The organism is Bradyrhizobium sp., from assembly GCF_049798375.1.
Lineage (GTDB): Bacteria > Pseudomonadota > Alphaproteobacteria > Rhizobiales > Xanthobacteraceae > Bradyrhizobium.
Genome location: NZ_JBARGP010000354.1, coordinates 1 through 13,140, shown reverse-complemented (window position 1 = coordinate 13,140; position 13,140 = coordinate 1). Strand labels below are relative to the sequence as shown.

Genomic DNA, 13,140 nt, shown 5'->3' with positions numbered 1-13,140 from the left:
GGTGGCCTGCTCGGATGCCGAGTTCTTGTGCTGGTCCTGGCTCTGCTGGGTCGCATTGGCAGGATTGCGGTCATGATGATCCGCCTGCTGCTCCTGCTTCTGCTGCCCGGACTGGGCCGCCTTGTTGTTCTCAGCCTTGTTGCTCTCAGCCTTGTTGCTCTCGGCTTTGTTAGGCTCGGCCTTGTTGCTCTCGGCCCTGCTTTCGGCCTTGTTGGGCTCGGTCTTGTTGGTCTCGGCAGCGTTCTTGTTCTCGTTCTTGCGTTCTTCAGCCGCACCCTGCTTCTGCTTGGACTCCTCGGCGCTCTTGGCTGACTCCTTGGACGATTCCTTGGCGTCGCGGCTCTCATGCTGTTCGCGCTGCGCCGATTGGTCGCGCTCGCCCTTGGTCGATTGCTGCGCGCTCTGGCCTTCCTTCTGGCTTTCCTTCTGGCTTTCCTTGGCGCCCTGTTTCGACTCGGAGCCGCCCTTGGCATCGCCACGATTCATCTCGTGCTGCGAAGCGGCCGGCCGGCCTTCTTCATGCTTGGTTTCGGATGGATTCTGAGCAAATGCGACACCTGAACCGGTGCCGATCGCGAGCACGAGCGCGGCCGTGCCTAGCCAATGTTTCGTCGTCATGTGAGAACTCCCTGGTTCCCTGTCCCATTTTATGGGCGGACAACGCAAACACCGGCCAGCCGTTGCGCGGCAGCACGACAATAATTATCGGAACGATTCCCGCGAGAACGGATCAGGCGGCGCGGTCGAGATGCGCCACCAAGCCTGCGAACAAACCACGGCCGTCGGTCGAGCCCATGATGTCTTCGACGTGGTTTTCGGGGTGCGGCATCATGCCGAGCACATTGCCGCGCTCATTGACGATGCCGGCGATCGAATGGGCCGCACCGTTGATATTGCTGGTGTCACCCACGTCGCCTTGCGGCGAGCAGTAGCGATAGAGCACGCGGCCGTCGCCATTGAGCCGCTTCAGCGTCTCCTCGTCGGCCGCATAATTGCCCTCGCCGTGGGCGACGGGCACGCGGATGATCTGGCCGGCATTGTAGCCGCGCGTGAACGGCGAGTCCGAACTCTCCACCCGCAGATGCACGTCCTTGCAGATGAATTTGAGCCGGTCGTTGCGCATCAGGATACCGGGCAGCAGGCCCGACTCGCAGAGGATCTGAAAACCGTTGCAGACGCCGAGCACCAGCCCGCCATTGCCCGCGAAGCCGCGCACCGCATCCATGACCGGCGAGCGCGCCGCGATGGCGCCACAGCGCAAGTAATCGCCATAGGAGAAACCACCGGGCACCACGACGAGATCGGTGCCCTTCGGCAACGCGGTCTCGGCGTGCCAGACCATCGCCGGCTCGTGACCGGAGATGAGGCGCAGCGCGCGCGCCATGTCGCGCTCGCGATTGATCCCGGGGAAGACGAGGATGGCGGATTTCATTCCGGCAATGCCCTGTGCTGCGGCCCGCCGCCCCGCGCTGTTGCGGGCGACCTGTGGGAAATGAAGCTGTATCAATGGGATATGTCGCAGAGGTCGCCGGCGTCAATAGCCGCAACGGATTTCCAGCACTGCGGCGACGGTCTGTGGGGAACCAAGCCGCGTTTCGTCGATCCGACATCCGCGTCCGACGCGCGAAAGGCGGCCCCGGAGGGCCGCCTTTCCATAAGCGTTGTGCCGATTACCGGCCGAACGGGGTGAACACGCCATTCGGCGTCGGCGTGCACGCGATCGATTGCGGCGTGCAGCCACCCAGCGTGATCGGCAGGCAGGGTGTGGCCGCGGTCTGCAGGCACCCCAGATTGGCCGTCTGCGGACAGACGATCTGGTGGGTGGGAAGGACCGTCGTCGTCGGGCAAATGCACTGCGTATGCAGCAACGTGTGTCCACCACACCCGAGCTGGGTGCAGATCGTCGCCAGCGTCTGATGCGGCTGTCCGCATTGCTGCACGGCACTCGGCGTCGGACAGATGCATTGCGTGTGCTGGATCGTATGCCCGCCGCAGACCACATGCTGCGTGCAGATCGTCGCGAACGTCTGATGCGGCTGTCCGCATTGCTGCACGGCGCTCGGCGTCGGACAGACATGCAGCGAGAATGGCATCTGCTGTGCGGCGGGCTGCGCCGCCCCGGCGAAAGCCTGCGGCTGAGCCTGTTGCATACCCTGCGCTTGCGGCCCGCAGCTTGGGGTGTGGGTCGGCGGTACGATGCCGCACACCGGGGGGTGGGTCAGCGGGCAGCAGACAGTGACCGGCTGCGTGTGCAGCGTCGGATAAACGCAGGGGGCGGTCGGCGGAATATCGCAGACGACCGGGTGCGTCGGACAATGCAGGCTCTGCACCTGGCACGGTGTCGCCTGCGTGACCGGTGGACAGATGAAGCAATGCGTCTGCGGCGTCGGCAGGCATCCGATCTGCGTGCAGATGGTCGCCGGAGTTGGCGGCGTATCGCAGACCACCGGCTGGGTCGGGCAATGCAGGCTCTGCACCTGGCACACTGTCGCCTGGGTCAGAGGCGGACAGATGAAGCAGTGCGTCTGCACCGTCGGTGTCGGCTGTATCTGCGCAGCCGGCCCTGCCATCGCCTGCGGTTGTGCCTGGCCTTGTGCCTGGCCGTGCGCCGCGCCTGCACCGCCGCCGCCGGGCTTGATCTGAGCGCCGCTCTTGATCCAGACATAGGAGCCGCCGAGCTTGGCGTCAGCGATCGGCTGGCTGTGTACGATATCCGCTTCCGGCACATCATACCAAGTGCCGAGCGTCGGATCGGTATAGACGCGAACCTCTCCTTCCACGCCGCGTCCCACGAAGCCTGCAAGCATGATGGTCGCCTGCGGATTCGCTGGATCGGCCTGAACCTTGCTCACGAAATCGTCGTATCGAATTTTCGATTGATCGTTATCGGACATGACATCACCAATCATTTGCTGCGGGAAATCGGCTGAATAAACTTGCAACCAGAAATAATATCGCCTTTAATATACACCGTTGCGAAATTGAATTCAACCTAAGGTTTATTTTAGAATGACGTGCCGCAAGACATTCTGGCGCGTCAAAAGGTCTACATAGATTTGTCATGCTGACGCGTCGCGACGCCTTACAGCATCTGCTTCGGTTGGGGCTGCTCTCGCCGGCGGAGCTGGTGACGCAGGACATTCGTGCCACCGAATATGTCGGGCGCAATCATCTCGTTCGGATCGAACGCACCGGCGCGCCCTGCTACATCGTCAAGCAGCCGCGCGACGAGACCGCGCCGGACGCCGCCACGATGTGGACCGAGGCCGCGATCTTCTGGCTGTCCGTGCACGATGCCGAGTTCGCGGTGCTCGCGCCCTGGCTGCCGAAATACTATCACTATGACGAGCCGAACAAGCTCCTGACGATCGAGCTTGTCACGGCCTCGGACTCGCTGCTCGCAAAGCAGATGACGAACACCGCGCTCGATCCGCGGCTGCTGCATGACATCGGCCGCGCATTCGGAACGCTGCACGGCCCCGCGTCACGCGTGCTGCGCGAGGAGCGCGTGCGCCGCCTGTTTCGTCCCGGTCTCGCCTGGGTTCTGACGCTGGGTCAGCCGCAATCGCCCTACGCGCCCGGGACCGCGGCCGCGCAGTCCGTGCTCGCGGCGGTGCTGCAACGCCCGGATGCCGTTGCGGCGCTGGCGCAGGCGCGCACCGATTGGCGCGATGCCCATATCGTTCATGGCGATGCCAAGGCGGCGAATGTGCTGATCCTGGATCACGGCGCGGTGCGGGTGATCGATTGGGAGATCGCCGCGCTCGGCGACGGGTTATGGGACGTCGCGGGCATGGTGCATTCGCTGCTGATCCCCAATCCGCTCGGCCCGCCGGAGCCGCTGGTCCAGGCGCAGACGCGCGCGCAAGCGCAGATCGATGCGTTGTGGACCGGCTATGTCACCACCGCGCCACCGCCCTCGCATCTTGCCGATCCGCGTGTCGCACTGCTGCGGCTGGCCGGTGCGCGAATCCTGCAGACCTGCCTGGAGACCACGCAGGTCACCAACCAGATCTATCCGCACGTACCGTTGATGCTGCAGATCGGGCTCGAGCTTTTGACCGATCCGCAGGCCTCGCGCGCGCGATGGAGCAGAGCTGCATGATCCCATTCGACCAGCAGCTGCGCACCATCGCGGCATCTGTGTCGTTCGTCGGGCTGGCCTACGCGCGCGTCACCGATCCCGCCGGACGCCAGCGCGACGTCGCGGTAGCAGGCGAGCGCGATGCTTACAGCGGTCTCGCGTTCGCGCTCTATGCCGATCACTACAGCCGTCTGACGGCGGCGGCGGACACACCTGACAGCATCGACAAGGCGACGTTCCTTTCCCAACTGCGTGCAGCCAATCCGGTCGGCTACCGTCAGCAGGACGACTGGACCGTTACGCGGCTCGATGCTACCGGCGTCTGGCTGGTCGACACAGCGCAGCAGCCGCGGTTTGCGCAGATGACCGAGATCGTGCCGCTGGCGAATGCGATCGCGCCGGGCATGCCGGTGCGGCTGGTGCCGCAGCGCGATTTCATCACCGCGCCGAACGGTCATTTCGTCATTGCCGGACGGCCGCTGCGCGATCCGCAGCGCGGGCGCCAGCTTCGCCTCTATTGGAATCTGCGCCCGACGGGTGCAGCGATCTTCCTGCATGAGATCGGCAAGCCGCTGGAGCGGCGGCGCATTCCGTTCCAGGCCAAGGTGCCGGTCGACCCGGCGAGCTACACCCGCACCGACTGCGGCGTGCTCTATCTCGACGATGAAGATTTCGAAGCCGCGCGTGACGTGATTGCCGCGACCTATCATCGGCTCAGCGATCATCTGCGCGATGCGGTGCCGCTGTTCACCCGCCGGATTGCGCCGGGGCTTGCCTTCGCCGAGAGCCCGCCGACCCGCGAAAGCTTCGGCATGCATCGCTGCGGGCTCGTGGCGGAAGGATTGTTGTGGGCGGAGCAGCGCGGTGCGCGCACGCCAGACGCGCGGCTCGCGGTGATGCGCGAGCGGCTCAGCACCTATGGCCTCGATCTGGACCGGCTGGAACGCAATCCGAGCTCGCATTACCCCTATCGGCTGGACCAACTGATAAAGGACCGCGCCGCATGACATCGCCGGTCGCAGCCGAATCGGCGATCGAGGCAGCCGCCGCGATCGGCTTCGGCATTGCCCGGCGCGCGCTGTGGTCAGACGACAGCTGCACCTGGTTCGAGGCGATCCCGACCCTGCCGAACCAGAACCCGGCCATCAGCACGGTTGCGAGCGCCGACGTCTATGGCGGCACCGCCGGCATCGGCTGGTTTCTCGCGCAGGCTGCAAGGCGCAGCGGCGATGCGCTGTTGCGCCGGACCGCTCGCGGCGCGCTGCGCCAGGCATCGGCGCGCAGCAGCGATCACCTCGCAGCGATGCCGCATGGTTTTTATGGCGGCGCCGCTGGCATCGGTGCCGCGCTGGTGCTGGCAGGCTGCGACCTCGATGAGCCTGAGCTGGTTGCGGCCGGACGCAACTTGCTGCTCGCCGTGCCGCTGGATGCGCCTGTGCGCGATGTCACTGACCTGATCGGCGGCATCGCGGGCACCATCATGGCGCTGGCGCTCGCGGCCGATGCGCTCGATCGCGATGCTGCGTTAGCATGCCGAGCTTCTGATTTTGCCGAACGATTGCTCGCGCGCGGCCAGCGCGGCCCCGACGGCACGCTGTCGTGGCACACGCTCGACGAGAGGCGCGCCAACTTGACCGGCTTTGCGCACGGCACCGCCGGCATCGCGCACGCGCTGTTGCTGCTCGACGCGCTGGCGCCGAATCCGGCGCTGCATGAGGCCGCGTCTGCCGCGTTCGCCTATGAGGCGACCACCTATGATCCGGCGCAGCAGAACTGGCCGGACTATCGGCTGTTTCCCGGACAGCCGGTCGCACCACTCTCATGTGCGGTCGCCTGGTGCCATGGCGCACCTGGCATTGTTCGCAGCCGGCTGCTGGCCGAGGCGCATGGCGGCTTCGATGTTGCCGCCGAGATCAATGCCGGGCTCGCCACCACGGCACGCACCGCGCGCGAGTGGTACCGCCTGCCTCAAATGGATTTCACCGCATGCCACGGCGTGTTCGGCCTGGTCGATACGCTGCTCGACGGCGCCAGATCCGGGCGCGACGCGCACACCGGCGTGCTGAAGGAGATTGTTGGCCATGCGCTCGAGCATATCCATCGCGGCGAGCGGCCCTGGCCGTCCGGCCTAGCCTCACGCGAGGAGATCAGCGGATTGATGCTCGGCAATGCCGGTATCGGCCACATTTTGCTGCGATTGGCCGATCCGCAGCTCCCGTCTTTGCTTGCGCCGACGGTGCGTGCGGCAGCCGTTCAAACTTTATGAGGACGGGGCAGCAGTCAATTCGAGCCGGCGCTCGATGCGCTCGAGCCCCCCTTCAGAGCGAACCAACGTCGCGTGGATACCGGTGATCTCCTGGCGTAGCGCAATCTGGAAGGTGCGCGACGCCTGCATTTCCTGCTTGAACTCGTCAATCTCGCCATCGGCCTGCGCAAGGCGAGCTTGGATCGACCTCAGGACTTCGAACATCAGCTCGTTGGTCACCTCGGCCGTGGCGCAGCTCAGCCCTTCATTTCGATGGCGTAGTTCTCGATCACCGTATTCGCCAGCAGCTTGTCGGCGGCCTCCTTGAGCGCCGCCTCCGCTTTCGCCTTGTCGGCGCCCGCGAGTTCGATGTCGAACACCTTGCCCTGCCGGACCGATGCGACGCCGTCGACGCCGAGCGACTTCAGGGCGCCCTCGATCGCCTTTCCCTGGGGATCGAGGATGCCGGTCTTCAACGTCACCGTGACACGTGCTTTCACGTCTTCGAACCTTCAGCTCTTGACCAGGACCGGACCGGAGCCCGCCGGCCGCTCGTTCTCGATCAGGATGCCGAGCCGCTTTGCGACCTCGGTATAGGCTTCCAGAAGGCCGCCAAGATCACGACGGAAGCGATCCTTGTCGAGCTTCTCGTTCGACTTGATGTCCCACAGACGGCAGGAATCCGGGGAAATCTCGTCCGCCACGATGATCCGCATCATCTCGTTCTCGAACAGCCGGCCGCACTCCATCTTGAAGTCGACCAGGCGGATGCCGATACCGAGAAAGAGGCCGGTCAGGAAGTCGTTGACACGGATGGCGAGCGCCATGATGTCGTCGATCTCCTGCGGCGTGGCCCATCCGAACGCGGTGATATGCTCTTCCGACACCATCGGGTCGTTGAGCTGGTCGTTCTTGTAATAGAACTCGATGATCGAGCGCGGCAGCTGGGTGCCTTCCTCGATGCCGAGGCGCTGCGACAGCGAGCCTGCCGCGACATTGCGCACCACGACCTCGAGCGGAACGATCTCCACTTCGCGAATCAACTGCTCGCGCATGTTGAGACGGCGGATGAAGTGAGTCGGCACCCCGATGTCGTTGAGGTGCTGAAACAGGTACTCCGAGATCCGGTTGTTGAGGACGCCCTTGCCCTCGATCACCTGGTGCTTCTTGGCATTGAACGCGGTGGCATCGTCCTTGAAGTGCTGGATCAAGGTGCCCGGCTCGGGACCTTCATACAGAACCTTCGCCTTGCCTTCATAAATGCGACGCCGACGGCTCATTGGGATGTACCGTGTTTTGTTAAAATCCATGAATTGGTGGGCTCCGGATGACTAGGACAGGACCACGACGGAGCTGCCGCGATGGCCCGGGCCTAGATGGAAACAGAACAAGAACCGAGCCTTTTGGAAACCTAGCCGATTGGCTCTCCCAGCACAATCGATCCGCACCTCCTTAGAGAGTTTTACCATCTCTCCCTGCGGCGTCGTGCCCGTTGTCTTGGCATGGTGCTCCAATTATCTAGGCATCGGGCCCATCGGCTGCAACCATGGCTCATTTCTTTCGGGCCAGACCGGGAACTCAACGGCATGACCACTTTCGACGAGCGCGAGGAAGCCTTCGAGCGGCAGTTCGCCCATGACGAGGACTTGAAATTCAAGGCCGAGGCACGCCGCAACAAGCTGCTCGGGCTGTGGGTCGCGGACAAGCTCGGCAAAAGTGGCCCGGAGGCCGACGCCTACGCCAAGGCGGTGGTCGCGGCCGATTTCGAGGAGCCCGGCCATGCGGGCGTGCTGCGCAAGGTGCTCGGCGACCTCAGCGTCAAAGGCATCGCGCTGACCGAGAGTGATATTCGCGCAAAAATGAGCGAATTGCTCGGGATAGCCGTGGCGCAGGTGAAGGCGGGACAATAGCCTGCGCGAGCCTGCGGCTATTTGACGGTGATCTGGAAGTTCATCGCACCGTTGACGCTGAAACCTTCCTGCTGTTGGCCGAACTGCCGGTTGATGTTGCTGGTCACCGATTCCATCCGGCAATCCTTGGCAAGTACTTCGCGCAAGAGATCGCATTCGCGCGCTGCCATTTCATACACCGTACGGCGCGCGCGATCGCGCAACTTCTGGGCTTCCTCGCTATCTCCAGTCGGTCCCGCGACAAAGAAATTTACCGAGCTTTGCACGCGCACGGAGCCTTCCTGACGCGGGATGCCGCCGGACTGTTCGAGGCTGATCCGCTGCCCCGGCGACTGGGCCATGGCGGGAGCGAGCAGAAACAGGATCGGCGCGGCGGCGAGGGGCAATCGGAACGGCGGCATGAGACACTCCGGGTTGAGGTGCAATGTTCACCTCGTATCAATTCCGGATCGCAACTTTGCGAACGCGCATCCCGCGGAGCCGGCCGACGGTTTCAACTCCCGTTAACCACGCGGCGGCCTACTCTTCCTTGAAGCCGGGCACGTTGCCGCAGGCACCGTAATATCTATACAGCAGGAATTTGCCCCGACATCGTGAATTTGACCCGGTCGCCCTTCGGGTTCGGCAGCCGCTCCATGACCATGTCGAAATCGATCGCCGACATGACGCCGTCGCCGAACTGCTCCTCGATCGACGCCTTCCAGGCCGGGCCGTTCACCATCACGAGCTCATAGAAGCGGTAGATCAGGGGATCGGTCGGCGGCATTGGACGGCCCTCGCCGCGCATCGGCGTCTCATTCAGCCGTAGCGGTGTGGGCAAAGGCGCACTTGCGCCGTGCCCACCATCCATCCGCATTCGTGGCTTGAAATGGTGGGCACGCTGCGCTTTGCCCGCCCTAATCACACGCTGGCCTTAGCGGAAATAGTCCGTCACGACGTGCAAATCGTCCGGCGCCGGGACAGCGCCGGTCAGGCTGGCGTCGATGACGCGGCGGCAGGCCTCCACCGCCAGTTGGTCGCCGAGATCATTAGCCGCCTCCAGCACCAGCCAGGCCGTATCTATGGCGGACTTGTCGGAAGCCGCCGCAGCCAATTGTTCGCGGGCGAAATGGAAGCTCATACTGTTCATGGTTGCCCCACCTCGCGCCATCGATCCTCAATGCGCCTGCAGACCGGCCTCGCGCTGGCCCTCACCTAAGGCAGCACCGGGTTTCTTCCGCGACTGGTAGAACTCGAGCACGCTGCGCGAGGTCTGCACGTTGAGCCGCAGATAGTCGCGCTCGAGATCGCGCAGCTCGCCCGCGGTGATGCGGTTGTCGCGCGCACCGAGGAACAACAGCGCCATGGTCGTGTCCCACGAGAAGCTGAGCGCCTTGGCCAGCATCAGCAGCATCTCGCGCGAGCGATCGAACAGCGCCCGCTCGATCACATCGACCGGCAGGCCCGATAGCAGCGACATGCCGATCGTGACCTCCTCGATCTTGTGCGCGACGGCGTAGCCGGCAATGCTGCGTTCGTGCAGATTGCCGAGCCGGTGCTGGATCGACACCGTACGCTTGGCGACGAAATAGTTGCGCGATCCGGGACCGAATTTCGACTGCAACTCGCCGGCGACACTCGCCACCGAGCTCTGGATCTCGGCGGACATCTCAGGACGCTCGCCGGCGATGCGCTTCTTGGCATCGTCGGAGGCCTTGGCGATGAGCTGCTGGAACAGATGCCGCGGAATATCGCGGCGCAGCCCGAGATTCTCGGCCAGGATCGAGTCGTTCTCGGCCCGCGTCACCATATGCAGGAACGCCGCGCCGGAAAAACGTGCGCCCTCGTTGCGCGCCACCGCCTGCGCAACGTCGCGACTGCCCCGCGACGCCAGCACGTCGGTTACCGCCTCGCTCAGCGTTGGGCGCGAGGCGATCGCGAGCAGATGATCCTGGCTCTTGGTACTGGCGTTCTCGATCAGCGCGTCGTCGTCGAGCCGCTCGGATCGGCTCAGCACAGGGCCGGCGACCGTGATCTCGTCGTCGAAGGCGAGCTTGCGAATGACGCTCGCCGGCGCATATTCGATCGGAGCCAGCCGATGCGACAATTGTGCGCGGGCGACCGTCTCGATCTCGTCCGCCAGGCGGCTGATCACCTCGCCGAAGGTCGCGATCTCGTCCTCGCAATAGCGCCCGGCGATCAGAAGATCCGTGGCGTGCCACAGCGCACGGGCGCGGCTCTCGGCGGAGCCGCGCGCGATCGCGTCGTCCAGGTCATGCAGCACCGATTTGGTTTCGCTCATCATGGAAAAGCCATTGCCTGCAACAGAGTTTTCGGAATGCCGCATGAGTACCACTCGAACGCGAGCTTTCCGTAAATTGGCGTGCGGGCATTTCGCCGTGACTTTTCGCTAAATTGCGCCGCAAACGGTTCGGATATCCTTCACATCTCGGCGCTCGCACATCGCGTCGCGCGCCTGCTCGCGCATCGGCGCCATCAGAAAGCCGATGATCCGGCGCTTGCGCGCGACAAGCCCCGACGTTGCGGACGCCGTCTATTTTGTGTCCGCGATGATCCCCCGCAGCCGCGCCAGCTCCGTCTCCAGGTCAGCCTCGATGTCGGCGACCTTGATATCGGTCACGCGATAGTCGCGGCTTTCAAGCCAGGCGCGGCGGGCGGCGCGATCGGCGATCACGGCGTCGCTCTCGTCGGTGTTGACGAGCTCGATCGCCAGCCGATGCGGGAAGGAGACGAAATCCGGGATCTGGCGACCGACCGGGGTCTGGCGCTTGAACTGGCCGGCGAAGCGGCGGTCGCGGGTCAACGCATGCCAGAACATGCGCTCGGCGTCGGTCGGATTGCGCCGGAGCAGCCGCGCCAGCCCGCGCAGCGAGCCGGAGGAATCCGGCAAGCTCGCCATCTGGCCCTGCTCGGCAAGCAGCGCGCGCAGCCGCGTCGCCTGCTCGCTGTCGAGCACGCCGCCTTTGGCCGGGCCCTTTCGGCCTTCCGCGATCGCCATGACCACACCGTGCAAGGTGTGCATGTCCTGCTTTGTCGGCTCCATCCGGACAAAGATATTGCGCAGGTTCACCAGCATGACGTCGCGCTTCTCCGCCGGCCGCAGGAACTCGACGCGGTCGAGCTCGCGCACCAGATTTTCGAAGAAAGCATCCATCTGGTGTTGGGATGCGCGCTCCGAGCGCTCCGGCATCGCGAACGGCAGCGCGCCTGAGGTCGCGAGCTTGAACCATTCGTAGCCCATCAGCAGCACGGCCTGCGCCAGGTTCAGCGAGGCGAAGCCCGGATTGACGGGATAGGTGATGATGCGGTTGGCGCGCGCCACCTCGTCGTTGGTCAGCCCCGCCCGTTCGCGGCCGAACAGGATGCCGGCTTTGCCGCCGCCCGTGACATGGCCGCGGATCTCGCGTGCCGCCGCCTCGGGTGCCATCACCGGCTTGGCTTGGTCATGGGCGCGCGCGGTGGTGGCGAACAAGAGGTCGATGTCGGCGACCGCCTGCTCCAGCGTGTCGAACAGCCCGACCTTTCCGATGATGTGGTCGGCGCCGGCCGCCGCCCGTTGGGCCGCCATGTTCGGCCAGCCGTCGCGCGGATTGACCAGCCGCAGCTCGGTCAGCGCGAAATTGCCCATCGCGCGGGCGGTCATGCCGATGTTCTCGCCGAGCTGGGGCTCGACCAGGATGACGACGGGACCGTCGATGAGGAGTCCGCTCTTGGTCTTGTCGGTGCCCGACACGTGCGTCCTTCTTTGAGTCGTTCAATCCGGCACATTGTGCCAATGGCGCCTGTTGCGCAGAGCCGGCAGGCGCGTGCCATGGCTGGTAGGCGATTGGACGGATTACTCAAGCAAAATATGAGCTTAGCGGCCGATTTTGCCGCTTATCCGAAACTGCAGCGCGCCGGCGGTGACCTCCGCGGCCAGCGCCGGGCTCGCCCGCAAAATCGGCACGGAGCGCATGGCGGCTCGGCTTCCGCCCGCGGTGCGACGGTGCTATGACGCGGCCTGATTTTCCCACCCGCCCCTTTATAAAGGCGCGCCGTTCCCCAAGAGGCCCTATCGACCATGGCAAAAATCAAGGTGACCAAACCGATCGTCGAGCTCGACGGCGACGAGATGACCCGGATCATCTGGCAATACATCAAGGACAAGCTGATCAACCCGTTCCTTGACGTCGAGCTGCAATATTACGACCTCGGGATGGAGAGCCGCGACAAGACCAACGACCAGATCACGGTCGATGCCGCCAACGCCATCAAGAAGGTCGGCGTCGGCGTCAAGTGCGCCACCATCACCCCCGACGAAGCGCGGGTGAAGGAGTTCGGGCTGAAGGAGATGTGGAAGTCGCCGAACGGCACCATCCGCAACATCCTGGGCGGCGTGGTATTCCGCGAGCCGATCATCTGCAAGAACGTGCCGCGCCTGGTACCCGGCTGGACCAAGCCGATCATCATCGGCCGTCACGCCTTCGGCGACCAGTACCGCGCCACCGATTTCAAGTTTCCCGGCAAGGGCGTGCTGACGATGAAGTTCGTCGGCGAGGACGGCGCCGTGATCGAGCGCGAGGTCTACAAGGCGCCCAGCGCCGGCGTCGCGCTGTCGATGTACAATCTCGACGATTCGATCGCCGATTTCGCCCGCGCCTCGTTCAACATGGGCCTTGCCAAGAACTACTCGGTCTATCTGTCGACCAAGAACACCATCCTGAAGGTCTATGACGGCCGCTTCAAGGACATCTTCCAGGACATCTTCGACAAGGAGTTCAAGTCCCTGTTCGAAGCCAAGAAGATCACCTACGAGCACCGCTTGATCGACGACATGGTGGCGGCCGCGATGAAGTGGTCGGGCGGCTATGTCTGGGCCTGCAAGAACTATGACGGCGACGTGCAGTCCGACACCGTGGCGC

Annotated in this window: 14 protein-coding genes and 2 pseudogenes; 5 read left to right on the top strand and 11 right to left on the bottom strand. The window is 64.2% G+C overall.

Features of this window, described 5'->3' with window-relative positions:
* From WA702_RS15005 to WA702_RS14995, 3 genes and pseudogenes are all read right to left on the bottom strand, one after another.
* A pseudogene (locus WA702_RS15005) lies at positions 1–618 on the bottom strand (hypothetical protein); the annotation flags it as partial.
* Positions 619–730: 112 nt separating this feature from the next.
* On the bottom strand, positions 731–1,432 hold the full coding sequence (gene purQ / locus WA702_RS15000) for a phosphoribosylformylglycinamidine synthase subunit PurQ (protein ID WP_425111318.1): 702 nt from the start codon (positions 1,430–1,432) through the stop codon (positions 731–733).
* Between the two features lie 238 nt (positions 1,433–1,670).
* The gene (locus WA702_RS14995) at positions 1,671–2,852 is read right to left on the bottom strand and encodes a hypothetical protein (protein ID WP_425111317.1); all 1,182 of its coding nucleotides are present in this window, start codon (positions 2,850–2,852) and stop codon (positions 1,671–1,673) included.
* 209 nt (positions 2,853–3,061) lie between these two features.
* Here WA702_RS14995 and WA702_RS14990 point away from each other — a divergent pair, with 209 nt between their 5' ends.
* Genes WA702_RS14990 through WA702_RS14980 form a run of 3 tightly spaced genes read left to right on the top strand, consistent with a single transcriptional unit; the run spans position 3,062 to position 6,350 of the window.
* Entirely contained in the window at positions 3,062–4,105 is a 1,044-nt protein-coding gene (locus tag WA702_RS14990) for a phosphotransferase family protein (RefSeq protein WP_425111316.1), read from the top strand.
* A complete protein-coding gene (locus WA702_RS14985) occupies positions 4,102–5,091 on the top strand; it encodes a T3SS effector HopA1 family protein (protein ID WP_425111315.1) in 990 nt (329 codons plus the stop codon). Before WA702_RS14990 ends, WA702_RS14985 begins: the two co-directional genes overlap by 4 nt.
* Positions 5,088–6,350, top strand: a complete 1,263-nt coding sequence (locus WA702_RS14980; protein ID WP_425111314.1) for a lanthionine synthetase LanC family protein — start codon at positions 5,088–5,090, stop codon at positions 6,348–6,350. The genes WA702_RS14985 and WA702_RS14980 overlap by 4 nt, the downstream gene beginning before the upstream one ends.
* Here WA702_RS14980 and WA702_RS14975 read toward each other — a convergent pair.
* The 3 genes from WA702_RS14975 to purC are packed head-to-tail and all read right to left on the bottom strand — an operon-like array spanning position 6,345 to position 7,609.
* The gene (locus WA702_RS14975; protein ID WP_425111313.1) at positions 6,345–6,569 is read right to left on the bottom strand and encodes a hypothetical protein; all 225 of its coding nucleotides are present in this window, start codon (positions 6,567–6,569) and stop codon (positions 6,345–6,347) included. The genes WA702_RS14980 and WA702_RS14975 overlap by 6 nt on opposite strands.
* A 17-nt stretch (positions 6,570–6,586) precedes the next feature.
* Positions 6,587–6,829 (bottom strand): phosphoribosylformylglycinamidine synthase subunit PurS, encoded by a 243-nt coding sequence (gene purS / locus WA702_RS14970; RefSeq protein ID WP_027548637.1) that lies wholly within the window; start codon positions 6,827–6,829, stop codon positions 6,587–6,589.
* Between the two features lie 12 nt (positions 6,830–6,841).
* Positions 6,842–7,609 (bottom strand): phosphoribosylaminoimidazolesuccinocarboxamide synthase, encoded by a 768-nt coding sequence (purC, locus tag WA702_RS14965; protein ID WP_016843454.1) that lies wholly within the window; start codon positions 7,607–7,609, stop codon positions 6,842–6,844.
* A gap of 306 nt (positions 7,610–7,915) precedes the next feature.
* Between purC and WA702_RS14960 the strand changes: the two genes are divergently transcribed.
* Positions 7,916–8,239 (top strand): DUF1476 domain-containing protein, encoded by a 324-nt coding sequence (locus WA702_RS14960; RefSeq protein ID WP_425111312.1) that lies wholly within the window; start codon positions 7,916–7,918, stop codon positions 8,237–8,239.
* Between the two features lie 17 nt (positions 8,240–8,256).
* On the opposite strand, the gene WA702_RS14955 is transcribed toward WA702_RS14960, so the two are convergent.
* The 5 genes and pseudogenes from WA702_RS14955 to WA702_RS14935 all read right to left on the bottom strand — a co-directional run bounded on the left by WA702_RS14955 (position 8,257) and on the right by WA702_RS14935 (position 11,972).
* Positions 8,257–8,640, bottom strand: coding sequence for a hypothetical protein (locus WA702_RS14955; protein ID WP_425111311.1), 384 nt, complete (start codon positions 8,638–8,640; stop codon positions 8,257–8,259).
* 118 nt (positions 8,641–8,758) lie between these two features.
* Positions 8,759–9,041, bottom strand: a pseudogene (locus WA702_RS14950) (cyanase); the annotation flags it as partial.
* 111 nt (positions 9,042–9,152) lie between these two features.
* Entirely contained in the window at positions 9,153–9,368 is a 216-nt protein-coding gene (locus tag WA702_RS14945; protein WP_425111310.1) for a hypothetical protein, read from the bottom strand.
* Positions 9,369–9,395: 27 nt separating this feature from the next.
* A complete protein-coding gene (locus tag WA702_RS14940) occupies positions 9,396–10,520 on the bottom strand; it encodes a DUF2336 domain-containing protein (protein WP_425111309.1) in 1,125 nt (374 codons plus the stop codon).
* 252 nt (positions 10,521–10,772) lie between these two features.
* Positions 10,773–11,972: a TrmJ/YjtD family RNA methyltransferase gene (locus tag WA702_RS14935; protein WP_425111308.1), complete on the bottom strand. Its 1,200-nt coding sequence runs from the start codon at positions 11,970–11,972 to the stop codon at positions 10,773–10,775.
* Positions 11,973–12,299: 327 nt separating this feature from the next.
* Here WA702_RS14935 and WA702_RS14930 point away from each other — a divergent pair.
* Positions 12,300–13,140, top strand: an 841-nt coding sequence (locus WA702_RS14930) for an NADP-dependent isocitrate dehydrogenase (RefSeq protein ID WP_425111307.1), incomplete at its 3' end; no start/stop codon positions are given.